The organism is Geomonas oryzisoli (assembly GCF_018986915.1).
In the GTDB taxonomy this organism is placed as follows: Bacteria; Desulfobacterota; Desulfuromonadia; order Geobacterales; family Geobacteraceae; genus Geomonas; species Geomonas oryzisoli.
The window spans coordinates 1,978,315-1,997,676 of record NZ_CP076723.1; the positions used below are offsets into that span (position 1 = coordinate 1,978,315).

17 protein-coding genes are annotated in these 19,362 nt (G+C 61.5%); 10 read left to right on the forward strand and 7 right to left on the reverse strand.

What is annotated here, in order from left to right:
* Positions 1 to 128: 128 nt before the first annotated feature.
* The 3 genes from KP004_RS08765 (at position 129) to modC (ending at position 3,800) form a co-directional block, all read left to right on the forward strand.
* Positions 129 to 1,748, forward strand: coding sequence for a methyl-accepting chemotaxis protein (locus tag KP004_RS08765; protein ID WP_239026997.1), 1,620 nt, complete (start codon positions 129 to 131; stop codon positions 1,746 to 1,748).
* Positions 1,749 to 2,056: 308 nt separating this feature from the next.
* Positions 2,057 to 2,740 (forward strand): molybdate ABC transporter permease subunit, encoded by a 684-nt coding sequence (modB, locus tag KP004_RS08770; protein WP_216801950.1) that lies wholly within the window; start codon positions 2,057 to 2,059, stop codon positions 2,738 to 2,740.
* A 1-nt stretch (position 2,741) separates the two neighbouring features.
* Positions 2,742 to 3,800 (forward strand): molybdenum ABC transporter ATP-binding protein, encoded by a 1,059-nt coding sequence (gene modC / locus KP004_RS08775; protein ID WP_216801951.1) that lies wholly within the window; start codon positions 2,742 to 2,744, stop codon positions 3,798 to 3,800.
* Positions 3,801 to 3,813: 13 nt separating this feature from the next.
* Here the strand turns inward: modC and mnmA are convergent, their stop codons facing one another.
* The 7 genes from mnmA to KP004_RS08810 all read right to left on the reverse strand — a co-directional run bounded on the left by mnmA (position 3,814) and on the right by KP004_RS08810 (position 9,314).
* A complete protein-coding gene (mnmA, locus tag KP004_RS08780; RefSeq protein ID WP_216801952.1) occupies positions 3,814 to 4,884 on the reverse strand; it encodes a tRNA 2-thiouridine(34) synthase MnmA in 1,071 nt (356 codons plus the stop codon).
* 186 nt (positions 4,885 to 5,070) lie between these two features.
* Positions 5,071 to 5,295 carry a sulfurtransferase TusA family protein gene (locus KP004_RS08785; RefSeq protein WP_216801953.1) on the reverse strand — a complete coding sequence of 75 codons (225 nt, stop codon included), beginning with the start codon at positions 5,293 to 5,295 and terminating at the stop codon, positions 5,071 to 5,073.
* A 21-nt stretch (positions 5,296 to 5,316) separates the two neighbouring features.
* The gene (locus KP004_RS08790) at positions 5,317 to 6,267 is read right to left on the reverse strand and encodes a ferredoxin-like domain-containing protein (protein WP_216801954.1); all 951 of its coding nucleotides are present in this window, start codon (positions 6,265 to 6,267) and stop codon (positions 5,317 to 5,319) included.
* Between the two features lie 278 nt (positions 6,268 to 6,545).
* Complete coding sequence (locus KP004_RS08795) at positions 6,546 to 6,944, reverse strand: M67 family metallopeptidase (protein WP_216801955.1); 399 nt, start codon at positions 6,942 to 6,944, stop codon at positions 6,546 to 6,548.
* A gap of 1 nt (position 6,945) precedes the next feature.
* Positions 6,946 to 7,758, reverse strand: coding sequence for a HesA/MoeB/ThiF family protein (locus KP004_RS08800; RefSeq protein ID WP_216801956.1), 813 nt, complete (start codon positions 7,756 to 7,758; stop codon positions 6,946 to 6,948).
* Positions 7,758 to 7,970, reverse strand: coding sequence for a sulfur carrier protein ThiS (gene thiS, locus KP004_RS08805; protein ID WP_216801957.1), 213 nt, complete (start codon positions 7,968 to 7,970; stop codon positions 7,758 to 7,760). The genes KP004_RS08800 and thiS overlap by 1 nt, the downstream gene beginning before the upstream one ends.
* 48 nt (positions 7,971 to 8,018) lie before the next feature.
* Entirely contained in the window at positions 8,019 to 9,314 is a 1,296-nt protein-coding gene (locus tag KP004_RS08810; protein ID WP_239026998.1) for an O-acetylhomoserine aminocarboxypropyltransferase/cysteine synthase family protein, read from the reverse strand.
* 537 nt (positions 9,315 to 9,851) lie between these two features.
* Here KP004_RS08810 and cysK point away from each other — a divergent pair.
* The 7 genes from cysK to KP004_RS08845 all read left to right on the forward strand — a co-directional run bounded on the left by cysK (position 9,852) and on the right by KP004_RS08845 (position 19,309).
* Entirely contained in the window at positions 9,852 to 10,805 is a 954-nt protein-coding gene (gene cysK / locus KP004_RS08815) for a cysteine synthase A (protein ID WP_216801958.1), read from the forward strand.
* Between the two features lie 329 nt (positions 10,806 to 11,134).
* Complete coding sequence (gene hybB, locus KP004_RS08820) at positions 11,135 to 12,385, forward strand: Ni/Fe-hydrogenase cytochrome b subunit (protein WP_216801959.1); 1,251 nt, start codon at positions 11,135 to 11,137, stop codon at positions 12,383 to 12,385.
* An 81-nt stretch (positions 12,386 to 12,466) separates the two neighbouring features.
* Positions 12,467 to 13,045: a thermonuclease family protein gene (locus tag KP004_RS08825; protein WP_216801960.1), complete on the forward strand. Its 579-nt coding sequence runs from the start codon at positions 12,467 to 12,469 to the stop codon at positions 13,043 to 13,045.
* Positions 13,046 to 13,542: 497 nt separating this feature from the next.
* The gene (locus KP004_RS08830) at positions 13,543 to 14,691 is read left to right on the forward strand and encodes an iron-containing alcohol dehydrogenase (protein ID WP_216801961.1); all 1,149 of its coding nucleotides are present in this window, start codon (positions 13,543 to 13,545) and stop codon (positions 14,689 to 14,691) included.
* 24 nt (positions 14,692 to 14,715) lie between these two features.
* On the forward strand, positions 14,716 to 16,383 hold the full coding sequence (locus KP004_RS08835) for an ATP-binding protein (protein ID WP_216801962.1): 1,668 nt from the start codon (positions 14,716 to 14,718) through the stop codon (positions 16,381 to 16,383).
* A gap of 28 nt (positions 16,384 to 16,411) precedes the next feature.
* Positions 16,412 to 17,932, forward strand: coding sequence for a sigma-54-dependent transcriptional regulator (locus tag KP004_RS08840; protein ID WP_239026999.1), 1,521 nt, complete (start codon positions 16,412 to 16,414; stop codon positions 17,930 to 17,932).
* 306 nt (positions 17,933 to 18,238) lie between these two features.
* The gene (locus KP004_RS08845; RefSeq protein ID WP_239027000.1) at positions 18,239 to 19,309 is read left to right on the forward strand and encodes a glycosyltransferase family 9 protein; all 1,071 of its coding nucleotides are present in this window, start codon (positions 18,239 to 18,241) and stop codon (positions 19,307 to 19,309) included.
* Positions 19,310 to 19,362: the final 53 nt, after the last annotated feature.

A 19,362-nucleotide genomic window follows, 5' to 3' on the forward strand; every position in this document is an offset into this window, starting at 1 on the left:
CTCACTGTAGTTGCCGATCCCGGATAGTGCTAAAGCTGCGCGCGACCGTGCCGATACTGAAAGGGTTGTCATATTAACTACCCCAATTGAGGTGTGCGATGAGGCAATCCTCCATCTCCCGTTTCAGTGTGCTGCAACAGATAGTCTTTCTTGCCCTTGTCTGCGTCATAGGACTTACCTTCGTTTCCATCAGCGCATATTCGATCATCAACCGGGTGAAGGTGAACGGTCCGATCTACAACGAGCTCGTGCAGGGCAAGGACCTGGTTGCGGACATCCTGCCTCCGCCGGAGTACATCATCGAGTCGTACCTGGTGGTGCTCCAGGCCGCGCGGGAGAGCGATCAGGGCAAGATCAGGGCGCTGCAGGACTCGTTCAAGAAGCTCAAAGGGGAATATGACGAGCGCCATGTCTACTGGGGCAAGGAGCTCAAGGACGGCGATGAGAAACAGCTTATGGTGGAAGCTTCCTACCGGCCCGCCATTCATTTCTACCAGGTCGCGCAGTCCGATTTCTTTCCGGCGCTTCTGGCAGGAGACCAGGCGAAGGTTACCCAATCGCTTGCGACGCTGTCCGGACTCTATGAACAGCACCGCAGCAGCATCGACAAGCTGGTCACCGTGACCAACGCCAAGGGGGCTGCGCTGGAAAAGAGTGCCGGAGCAGAGCTGAGCCGCTCTACGGTGCTGCTCATCGCACTGTGCCTCGCCGTTATCCTCGGATGCCTTGTCCTGAGCGCCTTCATCATCAAAAACATCCACAGCACCTTCGTCGCCTGCACCACGGTCATGGACCGGATCGCAACGGGCGACCTATCGGTCGAGGTTTCCGTCCAGGGGGGCGGCAGTGTCAGGAGCATGATGATCAGCCTCAAAACCATGGTGGAGCGGTTCAGCGACGTCATGCGACAGCTGCACGCCACTTCCGCCACCCTCGTCGATGCAGCGGACCAACTTTCGGTCGCTTCCGAGCAGATTGCCGGTAACGCCGGTAACGCCGCCAACGAATCGGTCACCATGGCCACAGCGAGCGAGGAGATGGCGGCCACCTCCCATGAGATCTCCCGAAATTGCCAGCATGCCGCCGAGAATTCACGTTGCACCAGCACTATCGCCGAAACCGGCGTGGCCGTGGTCGCCGGCACCATCACCGTCATGGAGCGGATCGCGCAGCGGGTGAGGGGGCTTTCCGGAACCGTGGAGCAGTTGGGGCAGCGCAGCGACCAGATCGGCCAGATAATCGGCACCATCGAGGATATCGCCGACCAGACCAACCTGTTGGCTCTCAACGCTGCCATAGAGGCCGCCCGCGCCGGCGAACAGGGGCGCGGCTTCGCCGTGGTTGCCGACGAAGTGCGGGCGCTTGCCGAGCGGACCACCAAGGCGACCCGCGAGATCGGCGACATGATCAAGACCATTCAGCAGGAAACCAAGGGAGTCGTGGTTGCCATGGAGGAGGGGGTGCACGAAGTGGAATCGGGCACCGGCGAGGCGACCAAGTCGAGCACCGCGCTGGGCGAGATACTGGACCAGGTGAACGCCGTAGCCGGTGAGATCGTGCAGATCGCGCAAGCCGCCGAGGAGCAGACCGCGACCACCGGCATGATTAGCGGCAACATCAGGCAGATCACCGATCTGGTGCAAAGCACCGCCGCAGGGGCGCATCAATGCGCCGGGCAAGCCGCCCAGCTTACCGACTGCGTGAAAGACCTGGAGCGGATCATGAGCCAGTTCAAGCTCGCCGGCTAGTCCGTGCTGGCGCGTGCGGCAGAAGGGACTGGCTCCGTCAGGTGCCTGTCCCTCTAGCGGAACGCTCCCTTCAGCTCAGCCAGCTTCACAAGTACCAAGGGGACAGGCACCTTGCGGAGCCAGTCCCCTTCTCCACCCACTGCCTGCCACTCGTCAGATCTGCCCTAAAAATCAGCACCCACCGCCCGTCCCACTCCCTGCCCCATGCCGTCTCAGTCCCCCAGAACCCCGCCACCTCAGCTACATGCGCCGTTTACCATATCTGGAACAAAACCTGCTTCCGGAACGGCATCACAGCGAGGTGAGCCATGCCGGTTCTGAGCAGTCCCGATATCGATGCCATCGTCCTCTCCCTCAAGGTCGCCCTCACCGCGACCTTGCTCAGCCTCCCTTTCGGTTTCCTCTACGCCTACCTGATGACCTTCTTCAGGTTCCGGGCGAAAGTGCTCCTCGAAGTCCTGGTGAACCTCCCGCTCACGCTCCCCCCCGTGGTCATGGGGTACCTGCTTCTGGTTGCCCTCGGCAAAAACGGCTGGCTCGCGCCTCTGTTGACGCCCCTCGGCGTACGCCTCATCTTCACCTGGAAGGCTGCCGTGCTCGCTTCCGCCCTGGTCGGTTTCCCCCTGTTGGTGCGCTCCATCCGTCTCGCCATGGAATCGATCGACGGGCGCCTGATCCAGACTTCGCGCACCCTGGGGGCGGGATCCCTCGATTCGCTGGTGACCGTCATCCTGCCCCTGTCCCGCACCGGCATCGTTGCCGGTTCGTCGCTCATGTTCGCCCGCAGCATGGGCGAGTTCGGGGCGACCATCATCGTCGCAGGCAACATCCCTGGCGTCACCCGCACCATCCCGCTCGCCATTTACGATTACGCGGGCTCCCCCGGCGGAGAGCAGGCGGCGTTCGTCCTCTGCGCCGTCGCCATCGCCCTCTCGGTGCTGGTTCTGATGGTGCACGAGAGCCTGACCAGGAAAATGGCGGGGAGGCACTGAGATGGAACTGACCATGGCCGTTTCCAAGAGCTTTGCCGGTGCCTTCGAACTGAAGACCGATTTCACTGTGTCGGGAGAGCAGGTAGGGGTCTTCGGGGTCTCCGGGAGCGGCAAATCCACGCTGGTCGGCCTCATCGCCGGGCTGATCGAGCCCGACGAAGGTGAGATCCTGCTCGACGGCGAGCGCCTCTTCAGCAGCGAGCGCGGCATCAACCTCCCGCCGCAGCAGCGCAGGGTGGCCATCGTGCTGCAGGACAGCTGCCTGTTCCCGCATCTCAGCGTCGAATCGAACCTGCTCTACGGCTACCGGCGCTGTCCTCCCCGGCACCGGCAGATCGATGTAGCGACCCTGGTTTCGGTCCTCAAGCTGGACGGCCTGCTCCAGCGCGGGGTGAACCGGCTGTCGGGTGGGGAGAAACAGAGGGTCGCCCTTGGGCGGGCCATCCTGGCCAACCCGCGCCTCTTGCTCATGGACGAGTCCCTGTCCGCGCTCGACGACGGTCTCAAGCTGCAGATCATCCACTACTTGAAACGCGCCAGTGAAAAGTTTCGGATTCCCTACCTTTTTATCTCACATTCGCTGTTGGAAATTCGGCTTCTGACCGACCAGGTGCTGGCCATGGCGGGGGGGAGGGTGCTCGGGCAGGCCACGCCGGAACAACTGGCCCGCGAGCGGATGGGGCAGAGCCAGGTGGGCTACATCAACCTCCTGCAGGTGGAAAAGCTGCGCAAGATGGGAGGGCTGTACGTGTACCGCTGGGGGATGGAGGAACTTTTCGTCTCGGCAGGGGATGACGAACCGATGGCGGTGTTCGAGCTCTCGTCGAGGGACATCATCCTGTTCACCAGGCACCCCGAGGCGGTCAGTGCCCGCAACCTTCTGAAATGCACGGTGATGGATACCTTCCCGTCGGGGAACAAGGTGGGGGTGGAGCTGCGCTGCGGGCACGAGACGCTGATCGCCGAGGTGGTGGTGCAGGCGGCCGACGACCTGGCCATACAGGCCAGAAACGAAGTCTACGCCGTCATCAAAGCCTCGTCCTTCCGTCGCCTGAGTTGAGCGACGCGGCGCCTCAAAGGATCCAGCCTCCACCAACCACGCAATCGCCGTCGTAGAGCACCACGGCCTGACCGGGGGTGACACCTGCCTGCGGGGCGTCGAAGTCGACGCGGAGCCTGCCGTCCGGGCAAAGTTCCGCGCGGCAGGGTACCGGCTGCTGGCGGTAACGGATGCTGCAGGTGCCGCGGAACGTGCCGGTGATGGGCGTGTCGGTCCAGGTCAGCTGATCGGCGAAGAGGTGAGTTCTGTGCAGGTCCTCTTTCGGTCCGACCACCACCTGCGCCGTCGCGGTGTCGATCCCGATCACGTAGAGAGGTTCTTTCCAGGCGATGCCCAGTCCGCGGCGTTGCCCGACGGTATAGCGGTGGATGCCGTCGTGGTGCCCCAGGGTGGTGCCGGCGCGGTCCACGAAATCGCCGCCGCGCGGGGCGACGCCGCTCTCTTCGAGGAATCGAACGTAGTCGTTATCCGGAATGAAGCAGATCTCCTGGCTTTCCTGCTTCTGGGCCACCGGCAGGTTGAAGCGCGCGGCCAGCTGCCGCACCTCCGGCTTCTCCAGGTGTCCCACCGGGAAGATGGTGCGGGCGAGCTGCTGCTGGTTCATCCCGAACAGGAAATAGGTCTGGTCCTTGCGGGGATCGAGCCCCTTGCGCAGCCGGTAGATACCGGTCTCGTCGGCCTCGATGCGGGCGTAGTGGCCGGTGGCGAGGAGGTCGGCGTCGAAGGACGCGGTCATCTCCAGCAGCAGGCCGAACTTGATTCTCTCGTTGCAGCGGGCGCAGGGGTTCGGCGTACGTCCCGCCTGGTACTCGGAGATGAAATCGTTGATCACGAGCTCCTGGAAGCGCCGGCGCAGGTCCACCACCTGAAAGGGGATGCCGAGGCGCTTGGCGACGCGGGCGGCGTCCATCACGTCGGTGAGGGAGCAGCAGGTTTTCCCGCCGGACGGCGTCTGCTCGGGGCGCTCGTAGAGCTGCAGCGAGACACCCAGCACCTCGTGTCCCTGTTCCTTGAGAAGAGCGGCGGTCACCGATGAATCGACGCCGCCGCTCATTGCCACTACTACGCGTTTTTTATCTGGCATTTCTTTCTTTTCCGTTGAATGGCTTCGTCGCCGTGGGAGAGGGCGGGGCGAGGCGGAAGGGACTGGCTCCGGTTGGTGCCAGTCCCTTTAGAGGAACGCTCTTTTCAGCTCTCAGCCAGTTTCTCGAACACCAAGGGGACAGGCACCTGGCGGAGCCAGTCCCCCTCCTGCGGGTGGATTTGCCTTCTAATCCTCGCCCTTTTCCAGCGTGAGCACGTAGTACCCCTCCCGCTCCTGCAGGCCGAGCAGCTTGTGCCCCTCATCCTTCAGGCTCCTGGGCACGTTCTTGACCGGTTCGCCGTCGTCCAGGAGAAACTCGACGGTGGTCCCCGCCTCGATATCCTCCAGCTCCAGCTTGGCCATCACGAAGTTGGTGGGGCAGCTAACCCCCCTGAGATCGATGCTTTGCATGGTAGTTCCTCTTTGTCTGCTTTAAGCCTGCCGGCCGGTAAGCGGCAGCTGGGTTTGAATGATTTGCGGCGCGATGGTTTCCCGCACTACGTATTCCGGGAAGTCGCCACGCAGGCGCTCCAGCAGTGACTGCCACCCCTCACGGATGATGATATCCCCCAGGCGCACCCGCCCGGCTCCCTCCGCCTTCTCCTGGTACCAAGCCAGGACCACAGCGATGAAGTCCACCACGCGCTCCTCCGGGACGAAGGTGGCGTAGAGGGTCCCGACCAGGGGCCTGCGTCCCCACTTGCCGCCTATACGTACCGTGTACCCCTTCTTCTCTGCGCTCCAGGCGCCAGTCGGGCAGACCTTGATGCAGTCGCCGCAGTAGATGCACTTGTCGGCGTCGAAGACCGGTTTTTTGTCGGCGCCCATGGAGAGGGCTCCCTCGGTGCAGGACTTGGCGCACAGCCCGCAGCTGATGCAGCCGTCGGCATCGAGTTTGGGCCAGACCGCGCCCTGGAAGCCGACGTCGTTGATGGCGGACTTGGGGCAGTCGAAGGGACAGCCGGCGAAGCAGACCTTGAACTTGTGGTGGCCGGTTGCGGTCCCGAACAGCTTCTGGTCGACCTCCAGCGCGGACTTCTGCGTATCAACCAGGCCGTTGGGGTTGTACTCGCAGCCGCCGCAGGCGGTAGGGACGCGCACGCGGGCGCCGCAGGAGGCGACCTTCTGCTGCTCCTCACCCAACTCGGCGACCACCGCGTCGAAATCGTTGAAGTTGATGTTGATCAGCTCGATGGACTGGCGCACCGACAGGTGCACGAAGCCCTTACCGTACTTCTGTGCCACCTCCGCGATTTTGGACAGGCGGTCCACCGACAGGCGGCCGCCTGGCACGCGCAGGCGTACCGTGAACAGGTCCTTGCCGCGCTCCTTGATGAAGCCGCCGGCCTTCAGGTTTTTCAGGTCAATTTTCTGCTCAGCCACAGTTCTCTCCTTAAAAAAACAAAGCCTTATTCACAGGGATAGAAAGGATAAAAGGGATAAAACCAAACACCTTAAGAGCTTTGGGTTAAACCAAGACCTTTGCCATTATCCCGTTCATTCCTCTTATCCCTGTTAAAAGATTTAAAGTTTAAAGACGTAACCAAAAGTCCTTTTGCCGTTATCCCCTTTATCCCTTTTATCCCTGTTAAACGATTTAAGGTTTAAAAGCCGTACCAAAAGTGCTTTTGCCGTTATCCCTTGTATCCCTTTTATCCCTGTTAAATGGTTTCGATTTCCACAGCTTCGACCACGCCCGCGCTGATCCGGAACGCCTTGGCCACCGGCACCTCCCGGTTTTCCAGCGACACGATCAGGTGGTACACGTTGGGGGTCAGGGCGAGGCGGATGTCCTCCTGCGAGGGACGGGCGGGGGATTCCGGGTGGGAGTGGTAGATGACCAGCATCTCCTCCCCGGCGGCGCGCATCGCCTTCACGACCGCGAACTGCTCCTTCGGATCCATCATGAAGTGTTCGTTGCTCGCGTCCGTGTTGGTCATGGGGTAACGGCTCGCCACGCGGTTTCCCGTCCCGCCCATGATGCCGCACACCTCCAGCGGAAAACCGTCCTGGGCCTGCGCGATCACCGCGTCAACTATCTCCCTCGGGATCTCCAGCATCTCAGTGACCCAGGTCGCAGACGGTCATGGCGTCCAACTCGTCCTTCAGCTCGGTGATGGTCGGGTGGTCGCCGCAGATCGGGCATTTCGGGTTTTTCCTGATGGGGACTTCCCGGAAGCGCATGCGCAGCGCGCTGTAGGTGAGCAGCCGCCCGTGCAAAAGGTCGCCGGCGCCCAGCAGGAACTTGATCGCCTCGGTGGCCTGCAGCGTGCCGATGACGCCGGGGAGCACGCCGATCACGCCGGCCCGGGAGCAGGTCGGGATCACGTCCTTCGGGGGCGGTTCGGGGAAGATGCAACGGTAGCAGGGGGACTCGCCCGGCGCCACGGTGAAGGTCTGGCCGTCGAACTGCAGGATGCCGCCATGGGAGTAGGGCTTGCCGGCCAGGACGCAGGCGTCGTTGATCAGGAACTTCGCCGCGAAATTGTCGGTGCCGTCGATCACGAAGTCGTAGTCGGCGACCATGGACATGATGTTCTCCGCGCTGACCCAGGTTTCGTAGGTGACCACGTTGAGTTCCGGGTTGATGGCGAGCATCTTCTCCTTGGCGGAGAGCACCTTGGCCTTGCCCACGTCGGGGGTGCTGTGGATGATCTGGCGCTGCAGGTTGGAGAGATCGACCTGGTCGGCGTCCGCGATGCCGATGGTTCCGACCCCGGCTGCGGCAAGATAAAGCGCAATGGGGGAGCCGAGTCCGCCGGCGCCGATCACCAGCACCCGGCCGTTCAACAGCTTCAGCTGCCCCTTGCCCCCGACCTCTTTGAGAAGGATATGCCGCGAATAGCGGTTAATCTGCTCTTCGGTGAGCTTCACTATCTACCTCCGCCCATGAAATAGAGAAATTCGACGGTGTCGCCGTCTTTGACCGTGGTCGCCTCGAAATCGCCGCGATCCATGATGTCGCCGTTCAGTTCGACGGTGACGTACTCGCGCTGCTCGACCTGGAGTGCTTCGAGCAGGCGGGTGATGGAGACGGGCGTCTCCTCGGCGATGGTGGCAGCTTTGCCGTTCACAGTCAGATTCATTAGATGTGCTCCTCGTTTAGTAACATAGATGATTGGTAAAGAACAGTGTTAAACCCCTTCCAGGGCGGAGCGGAAATCCTCGACGATATCGGAGGGATCCTCGATTCCGACCGAGACCCGGACCAGTTCCTCGCTCACCCCCATGAGTGCCTTCACCTCCGCTGTGTAGTCAGCGCAGATGGTGCTCGCCGGGTGGATGACCAGGGTCTTGGTGTCCCCGATATTGGCCAGGTTCTTGGCGAGCTTGAGGGCGTTGATCAGTCGGAAGGCTGCAGGCTTGTCGGCGAGCCCGAAGGTTAATAGACCGCCGAACCGGCCGCCGAATTGCCGTCCCGCCACCTCATGGAACGGTGAGTCCGGCAGCCCCGGGTAGTTGACCCAGGCCACTTTCGGGTGCGACTGGAGAAAGCGCGCCAGTTCGAGAGCGTTGGAGCAGTGACGCTCCATCCTGAGGGCGAGCGTCTCGAGACCTTCGCCGGACAGGAAGGCGTTGAGCGGCGCTGCGCAGGCGCCGAAATCCTTGTGGATCAGTTTGCGCACCCGTGCCGTGAAGGCGAAGTTGCGGTACTTGCGCTGGTACTGCTCGAAATGGGGGAACTTCTCGCTGCGCCAGTCGAAGCTCCCTGCGTCGATGATGGCGCCGCCGATGGAGTTGGCCGTGCCGTTGATATATTTACTGGTCGAGTGGATGATGATGTCCGCGCCCAGATCGCGCATCCGGGCCAGGTAGGGCGTGGAGACCGTCGCATCGACCATGAGCGGGATGCCGTGCCGCTTGGCGATGGTGGAAAAGGCTTCGATATCGGGGACATCCATCTTCGGGTTGCCGATGGTCTCGACGAAGATGAGGCGCGTGCTTTCGTTGATTCCGGCTGCCAGCGCGTCGAGATCGGTGGGGTCGAAAAAGCGGGTCTTGATGCCGTAATTGGCCAGCGTGTCGTGGAACAGCGAGTAGGTGCCGCCGAAGAGGGAGGACGAGGAGAGAATCTCGTCGCCGCTTCTGACCACGGCCATCACGGCGGTGGTGATGGCGGACATCCCCGAAGAGGTGATCACCGCCGCGATGCCGTTCTCTATCACCGCCAGGCGTTTCTCCAACCCCTCGAGGGTCGGGTTGCCGATCCTGGTGTAAACCTGGCCGATCGCCCGCCCCCTGAAGATATCTTCCAGCTCCTCCGCGGTCTGGTAGGCGAAGGCGGAAGCCTGCACGATGGGGGGCTTGGTGGCCCCGGAAGGTCCCGGTACCGTCCCGCCGTGGATGAGTTTCGTATCGAATCTTAATTCCTGTTCCGCCGCTGCCACATCCCCTCCGTGTGCCGACGCAATCGCGTCGATCCTGCACATGTCAATGCTCTTATTGCTAAGAACTGCGGCGAGGGTAGTTTTTGAAACTCATTTTGTCAAGAAATAAATAACAATTGTTACACTCATGTAGTGTTGTTTGTTTCGATCAAATTTGGCCCCAATCCGATCATTTTCTGAGTGGATTGCGCCGCTGACAGTCACATGCTTTCTGCGTGGACCTCATGCAGAAACAAACGGCAACAAGAGGTGTTGAGGTGAGTTCTTTACCGTGTAACTGTAGAGCTTTGAGGGGTGTTTCTGTTGCTTTATTGATAAATCGGTGTGGCAATGCCAGGGCTGCTCTCTCGCCGTAGCATGTCGATCTCGGAAGGCGGGAACGGGTGAGTGAAAAGGGGGATAAACATCAATTTCGCGGCAAAACACATCGTGCGGATCAAGTATGCAAATAAAATAGTTGACAATGTTGCAGGCGAAATATAAAAATGACCAAAACGTTGAGAGATTGCCGACGATTTCACAGATGTTAAAGTTAGCGGAGCCAACGAAGGCAACCCACCCGAAAGGAGAACAACCACCATGTCCCGTATCTACCAAGATAACTCCCAGTCCATTGGCAACACTCCGTTGGTGCGACTGAACCATGTGACCAAGGGGGCCAAGGCCACCGTCCTTGCCAAAGTCGAAGGGCGCAATCCTGCCTACTCGGTCAAGTGCCGTATCGGCGCCAACATGATCTGGGACGCCGAGGAACGTGGCGTGTTGAAACCCGGGGTAGAGATCGTCGAGCCCACCAGCGGCAACACCGGCATCGCGCTCGCTTACGTGGCCGCCGCACGCGGCTACAAGCTGACCCTTACCATGCCGGAAACGATGAGCATCGAGCGTCGCAGGGTGTTGGCCGCCCTGGGGGCCAACCTGATCCTCACCCCCGGTTCTGCCGGTATGAAAGGTGCCGTCGCCAAGGCGGAGGAGATCGCCGCTTCCGATCCTGCCCGTTACTTCCTGCCGCAGCAGTTCAAGAATCCCGCTAACCCCGCGATTCACGAGAAGACCACCGGGCCCGAAATCTGGGCGGACACCGACGGTGCCGTCGATGTCATCGTATCCGGCGTGGGAACCGGCGGTACCATCTCCGGCATCTCCAGGTATCTCAAGCACACCAAAGGGAAACCGGTGATCGCTGTGGCCGTCGAGCCCAAAGAGAGCCCGGTGATCACCCAGAAGCTGGCCGGTCAGGAGCTCAAGCCCGGCCCGCACAAGATCCAGGGTATCGGTGCCGGATTCATTCCGGAAACCCTCGACCTTTCCGTCATCGACCGTGTTGAGCAGGTTGACAGCAACGAGGCCCTCGAATTCGCACGGCGTCTGACCAAGGAAGAAGGTCTCCTGGTGGGGATCTCCAGTGGTGCCGCCGTAGCCGCCGCCGTCCGTCTGGCCAACCTGGAAGAATTTGCCGGCAAGACCATCGTCGTCATCCTTCCGGACCTCGCCGAGCGCTATCTTTCGACCGCGCTTTTCGAAGAAGCGTAACCGTCACAACCTCACGTCTGTCCTCGCCCCGGGTTCCCCCGGGGCTTTTTTTTTGCCAGAGGGGACTGGCTCCGCCAGGTGCCGGTCCCCTTGGCGGAACGCTCCCTTCAGCTCAGCCACCCTCCCGAAGCACAAAGGGGACAGGCACCTGACGGAGCCAGTCCCCCACAAGCCCAAAGGTGCAGGGTGGATTCGCTATGCGGAACTGTTCCTCTCAAAGGGGGGGCAGGGGGGATTTGCCTTCCTAAGGTATACGGAACTGTTGACAGTTGCCCCTTCGACCCCGTACACTTGCGACGCTTCAACAGCGTAAGGCAACAGGGACAGAGATGATCGCTGACAGTACACGCCCCGGCAGCAAGGGAAATATCTTCACGAAATCTTTTTTCGTATTGCTGTCTCTGTCCCTCGTCGGCCTGTTCTTCACCGCGGTCCGTTTCGCCAAGGGGATCGGTGCCGTCTCCAACCTCAGCGACGGTTACCCCTGGGGCATCTGGGTTGCCTACGACGTCGCCATCGGCACCGCCGTCACCTGCGGCGGTTACACCGTCGCCCTTTTGAGCTATATAATCAATCGCGGCCAGTATCAAACCCTGGTCAAGTCGGCAATCCTCACCAGCCTGTTCGGCTCCTTCCTCGCGGCCTCCTCAATCGTCGTGGAGATCGGCCGCCCCTGGAACGCCCGCGGACTCCTCTCTGCAACCAGCTGGCAGCCAAACTCCGCTTTTTTCGAGCTCGTGCTCTGCCTCTTCGGCTATCTGATCGCCCTCGCCCTCGAATACCTCCCCAACCTGCTCGTCCAGATGGGGCGCGGTATGCCCACGTCGCTGCGGACCATCATGCTCAACTCCCTGTTGCGCAGAGGGCTCGTCGCCTGGCAACCGACAGGGGAGGGGAGCACGCCGGTCGCCTCGCCGCGGTTGGTGACCATCATCAACCGGGTCCTGATCTGTTCCGCGGTGGCCGGCATCATCCTCCCGACCATGCACCAGTCCGCGCTCGGCTCGCTGATGCTGATCGCCTCGACCAAGCTGCACCCGCTCTGGCACAGCCCGTTTCTCCCCCTGCTGTTCCTGATCAACTGCATCTATTTCGGCTATGCCATCGTCATCTTCGTTTCCATACTCTCCTCGTTCGTCCTTGAGCGTGGCTTCTTCAACGACCAACTGGCTGCGGTGGGCCGGGTCATCCCCTGGCTCACCATGGCCTGGCTGGTGATCCGCATCGGCGATGTGATGCGCCGGGACCAGGTCACCGCCGTCTTTCACGGGGATTTCTACTCCATCTTCTTCCTCGCCGAGTGCTTCTTGATGGGCATCGGCGCCATCCCCTTTTTCCGGGTCGGCAGGAAGCACTCGCCGCGCCGCTTGTTCATGGCCGCCGTGGTGATGCTTTGTGGCGGCGGGTTGTACCGCTTCAACGTATATCTGATCGGTTTCAACCCCGGCAACGGCTGGCATTATTTCCCTTCGTTTGCCGAGGTCATGATTGCCGTCGGCATCGTGTCACTTGAAATACTGGCCTACCAGTTGCTGATCAAGGTTCTTCCTCCGCTTCCTGCACAGCAGGCACGCTATTGAGCATTGCTTTGGCCATGCTCTTTTGCTAACATGGCGCTCGGTTTCATTAATCAACTCGTAACGGTGGCAAGGGGGCTGTAGTTGAAAAAAGCCGGCTGGTTATTGGTGCTGTGGTCGTCTCTGCTCCTTCTGGCAGCGCCGGCCCATGCCCAGAACGATCCCCATCACCCGGGTCACATCATCGAAGGGCTGGTGGTCGGCGTCAGCGAAGGCGACCGCCTCACCGTCAATTCCTACGGCACCGAGATCCCGGTACGACTCTACGGCGTCGCGGCTCCCCAGACTGCCAAGATCGACAAGTTCACCGGCTGGTACAAGCCGGGCCAGCCCTACTCAGAGGATGCCTTCCGCGCCCTGTCCCTGAAGGTGCTGCACCAGACGGTGCGCATCGAAATCCGCGAGACGCTGGTCTACAAGACCGAACCGACCCAGGTCGCCGTGGCCGTGGTCTACCTGGATGGCCGCAACATCAACCTCGAGATGCTCAACGACGGCTGGGCCTGGGCCAACCGCAGGCTCCTCACCAGGGGCGACCATCCCCACTACATGGGCATCGAGCGGATGGCCCGTGCCCGCCGCATGGGTCTGTGGGCCCAGGAAAATCCGCAGCCCCCCTGGGAGTTCAAGCCGCACGTGAAGCTAAAATCGAAACAGAACTGATAGTCGTCTCGGATCCGTTCTCCGGATCTCCACGCTGCTACCCATCCTCTTCTTCCTCATCCTCGATGTTTACAGCTGAATAGAATGTAAAGCGCCCCGCCGTGGCCGCGTACCGCCCCCGTATGCCCTCGCCGCGCCCAACCTCTCATCGCGCAACGGTTTGATCCCGTCGTCGGTTCAGCGCCTGATCGCCATCAAGATGAATCGTTGTCACAAAAGAGTACATTTTTCTGTTCCAAAAAGTGACGAATGTTAGATATAGTGACACTGTGCGCCGTTTCGAGTAGGCACTGTTCCATATTGATCCGTCTTTTTTCGCACATCATAAAAAAGCGTCTCATTGTTTTGTATTCAATGAATTACCCGCTCAGCTCATTAGAAATCCGTCGCAGCAGCTGTCGAGCCGGCAGGCTTTGGTACCGATCTTGCCTCTGTATACGTTGTCCGGAGCCGCAGCCGTTCTCCGGCGGAGAGCCAGTTTCAGGAGTAAAAGTGCAATGGAAATCAGCAAGTTCGTAGCACCGGAAATCATCTTCGGCAGGGGCTCCCTGAGCCAGATCGGAGAGAGCGTCGTCCGCCTTGGCGTGTCCAAGGTATTCCTGGTCAGTGACAACGACGTCATATCCGCCGGTTGGGTGGACACCGCCGTCGACTACCTGCGCGCCGCGGGACTCGATACCGTCATCTTCTCCAGCCTCACCACCAACCCCAAGGATTGCGAGGTGACCGAGGGGGCCGCCAAGTATCTCGCCTCCGGTTGCGACGGCATCGTATCGGTCGGCGGCGGCAGCCCCACCGACGTCGCCAAGGCCATCGCCACCATCGCTTCCAACGGCGGGCGCCTCAAGGACTACGAAGGAATCAACAAGATCTCCACCCCTCTTCCCCCGATGGTGATCGTACCCTCGACGGCAGGGGCGGGGTCCGAAGTGAGCCAGTTCACCATCATCGTCGACACCGACCGCAAGCTGAAGATGTCCATCATCTCCCGTTCCCTCATCCCGGACATCGCCATCGTCGATCCCGAACTGCTCAAGACCAAAGACGCCAAGCTCGCTGCCGCCACCGGGGTCGATGCGCTCACGCACGGCATCGAGTCCTACGTCTCGCTGGCCGCCACCCCGCTTACCGACATCCACGCCCTTAAGGCGATCCAGCTCATTTCCAGGAACCTGAGAAGGGCCGTCGCGGAGAGAAGCGACATGGAGGCCAACACCAACATGGCCATGGCGAGCCTGACCGCTGGTCTTGCCTTCTCCAACGCCATCCTCGGGGCCGCCCACGCCATGACGCACCAGGTCGACGGCCTGCTCGATCAGCACCACGGCGAAACCAACGCCTCCATCCTGCCGCACGTGATGCGCTTCAACCTGCAGGCCTGCCCCGAGCGCTTCCGCGACATCGCCGTCGCCATGGGCGAAGACATCACCGGGCTGACCCTCGAGGCCGCAGCCGAACGCTCCATAGAGGCGGTGCAGCGCCTGATCGAGGACATCGGGCTCGCCAAGGGGCTCTCCGAGCTCGGTCTCAAGGAGGAATTCATCCCGCTTCTGAGCGAGAACGCCACCAAGGACGCCTGTCTGGTCACCAACCCGCGCTACGCAACCCGCGAGCAGATCGAGCAGATCTACCGCAACGCCATGTAGGCCTTAAGCCGCAAAGGAAGCGCCGTGAAAAACAGGGGCAAACTCCTCGAACAGCTGACCGGTGTCGACTCCTCCAAGCTCAACTACTACGTCGAGCTCAAGAAGAGGAACCAGGACGTTCTCAAGCAGAACAGCCGCCTGGAGATACTGCAGCAGCTGACCCGCGACATCAACATCGACATGTCCATCGGCGACATCATCGAGAGGGCCTTCCGGAAGCTCCCCGAGGCGCTCCCCTGCGACTTCCTGGCGCTGGCGAAGCTCACCGAGGGAAAGCTCAAGCTGATCGCCATGGCGCCGCGCGACTTCAGCGATCAAGGCTATATTCCGAAGCAGTCCATCCTCTGGAACGCATTCAGGGACAAGGGGGCGACCAGCTACAACCCGATGCTGGACCCGCTCTGCCTGGCCCAGGTGACCAGGAAACACACCGAGCCGCTGCGCTCCCTCGCCGCGGCCCCGCTGTTTGAACGTTCATCGGTTACGGGCCTTTTGCTCCTGGGGAGCACCATCGACGCGGCCTACGCCCGTGCCGAACTGAACTTCGTGCAGCACCTGGCCGACCAGCTCGCCATCAGCATGCAGAACGCGCGGCTGTACAAGCAGGTCTCCCGCGCCAAGAAGGAATGGGAAGCGACCTTCCGCGCCGTCACCGATCCCATCTTCCTCATCGATACCGATTACAACGTGCTGCTGCACAACGGCCAGCTCCCCCCGGGCATGAGCAACGCCTTCAACCAGGCCATCAGCAACAAGTGCTTCGCCAAACTGAGGGGCGGGACCGAGCCCTGCCAGAACTGCCCCATCCAGGAGATCAAGGAGACCGGAAAGCCGGTGTTCCAACAGTGGAACACCCCGGAGGGTGAATTCCTCGAGCTCTCCTACTACCCCGTGTTCAACGAGGAGAAGCAGCTCGCCGCGGTCACCATCATCATGAAGGACGTGACCAAGAAGCTGAAGATGGAGGCGCAGCTGGTGCAGTCCGCCAAGATGGTGGCGCTGGGTGTGATGGCGGCCGGCGTCGCCCACGAGCTGAACAGCCCCATGACGGTGATCATCGGGACCGCGCAGATGCTCGCCCGCGACCTGCAGGGGGAGGAGGATTCCGAGCGCGGCGAGGCGCTTTCCGACATCATCAACTGCGGTCTGCGCTGCAAGCGCATCATCCAGAACCTGCTGACCTTCTCGCGCCAGGACCAGGCCCCGTTCTCGCCGATCGACCTGAACGCCGAGGCGGAGCGGGTGCTGGACATGATCCAGTACCAGATCAACCGCAGCCAGATCGCCATCTTCGAGCACTTCGACCGCGACCTCCCCAAGATCAACGCCAACGGGCCGCAGATCCAGCAGGTGCTGACCAACTTCCTGATCAACGCGCGCGACGCGCTCACCGAGGTGGACGGCAAGGAGAAGGTGATCGAGGTTTCCACCTCGCTGCGGGTGGACGGGAAGCAGCGCTTGGCCGTCCTCAGCGTTTCCGACAACGGCATCGGCATCGCGCCCGAGAACGTTTCCAAGATATTCACCCCGTTTTACACGAGCAAGGAGGCCAGCAAGGGGACCGGCCTCGGTCTCTCGGTCAGCCTGGGCATCGCCGAATCGCACCACGGCAACATCGAGGTGGAAAGCACCTTGGGGCAGGGGAGCTGTTTCAGCCTCGTCCTGCCGGTAGATGAAAGCAACGACCAATAGTTGGGAGCACGCCGTGACAGAATCTCAAATGCAAATACTGATAATCGATGACGAGAGGGACGTGTGCACCTTTTTCCGCCGCCTGCTGACGCGCAGGGGGTACCAGGTGGTCACCGCGGCCAACGAGCCCGAGGCCCTGGCCGCGCTGGAGGCGGGACGTTTTGCCGTCGCCCTGGTCGACCTGAAACTTCCCGACACCGACGGCATCACGCTCCTCGAGATCATCAAGTCGAGGCAGCCCTCCTGCGAGGTGATCATCATGACCGGCTACTCGACGGTCAAGACCGCGGTCACCGCCATGCAGCTGGGTGCCTACGAGTACCTGGAAAAGCCCTTCGACGACATCGACCAGATCGAGCAAATGATCGAGCGTGCCGCAGGCGCCGGTGCCGTGCACGGCAGGGGGAGTGCCGTCCCCGACGAGTGGGCAGCGGTGGCCCAGGGGGTCGGTTTCCGGGTCGGCGTGTCGCCCCCGATGAAGAGGATGGTGTCGCTCGCCTACAAGGTGGCCGGCAAGGATATCTCCGTCCTGATCCAGGGGAAGACCGGCACCGGCAAGGAAGTGCTGGCGCGTTTCATCCACGCCGCCTCCGCCCGCGCCGGCCAGCCCTTCATTCCGGTCAACTGCGGCGCGCTCCCGGAGAATCTGCTCGAAAGCGAACTGTTCGGGCACGAAAAGGGTGCCTTCACCGGCGCCAACCAGACCCGGCGCGGCATCTTTGAGCTGGCCAACAACGGCACCCTTCTCTTGGACGAGATCGGCGACGCCACGCCCCAGATCCAGGTGAAACTGTTGCGGGTGCTCGAAACCGGCGAGTTCATGAGGGTAGGGGGGGAGCGTCCCATCAAGACCGACGTCAGGGTGATCGCCGCCACCAACGTCGACCTGGAGCAGGCCATCAAGGAGAAGACCTTCCGCGAAGACCTCTTTTACCGGCTCAACGTCGTGCGCCTGGAGATCCCGTCTCTTGCCGAGCGCTACGAGGATATCCCGCTTCTGGCAGAGCACTTCGTGCAGCAGTTGAACCGGGACCTGAGGCTTTCTCCCGGCACCGTGCGGCTGCTGCAGGGGTACAACTGGCCGGGCAACATTCGCGAACTCGCCAACGTGATGCGGCGGGCGGTGGTGATCTGTAACGGCGACACCATCCTTCCCGAACACCTGGGGGGGACCTTTCTGGCCGGCCCTTCCGCGCCTGTGCGTTCCGTCGTGCAGCCGGCGCCGCGAGTCGCCGATCCCGAGTCCTTTTCGGCGGGAGGCGACCTCGTCGAGCAGTGTCGCAGCTGCGAATGCCTGGACCGGTTGGGTGCCGACGAACTGACCGGTATGCTCACCTCCCTGCGCCAGGCCCAGTCCAATCTGCTCACCGTGATGCGCAGGAAGAAGATCGTTCCGCCGCTGTGCGCCTTGAAGGACTCCGAGGCCGAGACCATCAAGGAAGCCTTGGCCCAATACGACGGCAACATCACCGATGCCGCCAAGGCATTAGGGATCGCGCGGAACACCTTATACAGGAAGATGAAGGAGCTGGAGCTTCCGGGGCGGTAGTTTGTTGTCGGGGGAGCGTCGCGTAACTGATTCTGACTTTGTATGATAGACAACAGCGGTTACGCAAAGAACGCCGAGAATCCGCGAAGAACGGGAAGAATGCCTTTTGGACGTAAATTCAAAAGGCCTTTCCTTTGCGTGCTTCGCGAATACTTCGTGTCTTTGCGTAACTGCTTCTGACTTAGAAACGGAAAGAGGGGGAGCCTTTCTTGATTGCCAAGGACTCCTTTTTTTTATATGTAATAAAGGCCGGTTTTCTGATGCCGGAAGTCCCCTGATGGAGTACTCACCTTGCAGGCAAACCGTTTGAAGCGCATAGATGCACTTACCGGTCCGCTCCTCGTCCGGCTTTTCCCGCGGCGTAAGAAGGCGGACAACAACGTCGCGCCCGGCTCCGCCCTCATCATCCGCCCCGGCGGCATCGGCGACGCCGTCCTCCTCATCCCGACGCTGCGCGCGCTTCAGGCGGCATACCCCGCCTGCCGCATCGAGATCCTCGCGGAAAACAGAAACGCCGCCGCCTTCGAGTTCTGCCCCGGACTCCACGCCGTGCACCGCTACGACGAGCCGGCCGAACTGCGCGCGGTGCTTAAGCGGCGCTACGATCTCGTCATCGACACCGAGCAGTGGTACCGGCTCTCCGCGCTGGTCTCCCGCCTGGTGCGCGCCCGCCGCTCCATCGGCTTTGCCACCAATGAGCGCCGACGGCTCTTCAGCGATGCCGTTCCCTATGATCTAAAAGAATATGAACCCTTTTCCTTCTTCCGCCTGTTGGCGCCGCTGGGCATTCAGGCGCCGGCTGACCTCGCCGTCCCGTTTCTTGAGCTGCCGGCCGCAGCGCGTGAGCGCGCCGCACAACTGCTGGCTCGACTGGGGGGGCGCCCCTTCGTCGCCATCTTCCCTGGCGCCAGCGTGCCGCGCAAAGAGTGGGGCGGCGTGAAATACCGGCAGTTGGCCGCCTCCCTGGTGCTTGCCGGCTGCGCCGTGGTGGTACTCGGCGGCAAAGAGGACGAAGACGTGGCCGACGCCATTTGCCGTGCCACCGGAGGCGTCAACCTGGCAGGGGTGACCACTTTGACTGAGAGCGCTGCTGTTATCGAGGCAACCATGGCTCTCGTCACCGGCGATTCCGGTTTGCTGCACATCGCAGCCGGGCTTGGAACGGCGACGGTATCTCTATTCGGGCCGAGCGACCCCGCCAAGTGGGCTCCCAAAGGGGAGCGCCATCGCGTTCTCGCCTCGACCTTTCCCTGTGCCCCCTGCGCCAAGTGGGGCACCATCCCGGCCTGCACACACGAAGGCGGCTGCATCGACGCCGATCCGGCCCAGGTGTCAAGGACGCTACTTCAGCTGCTTACGGAGCTGTTCCCCGGCTAGCCGATTTCTCCAATGAGAAAAATTCATTTGCCTCGAATAAAAGCCTTGACTTT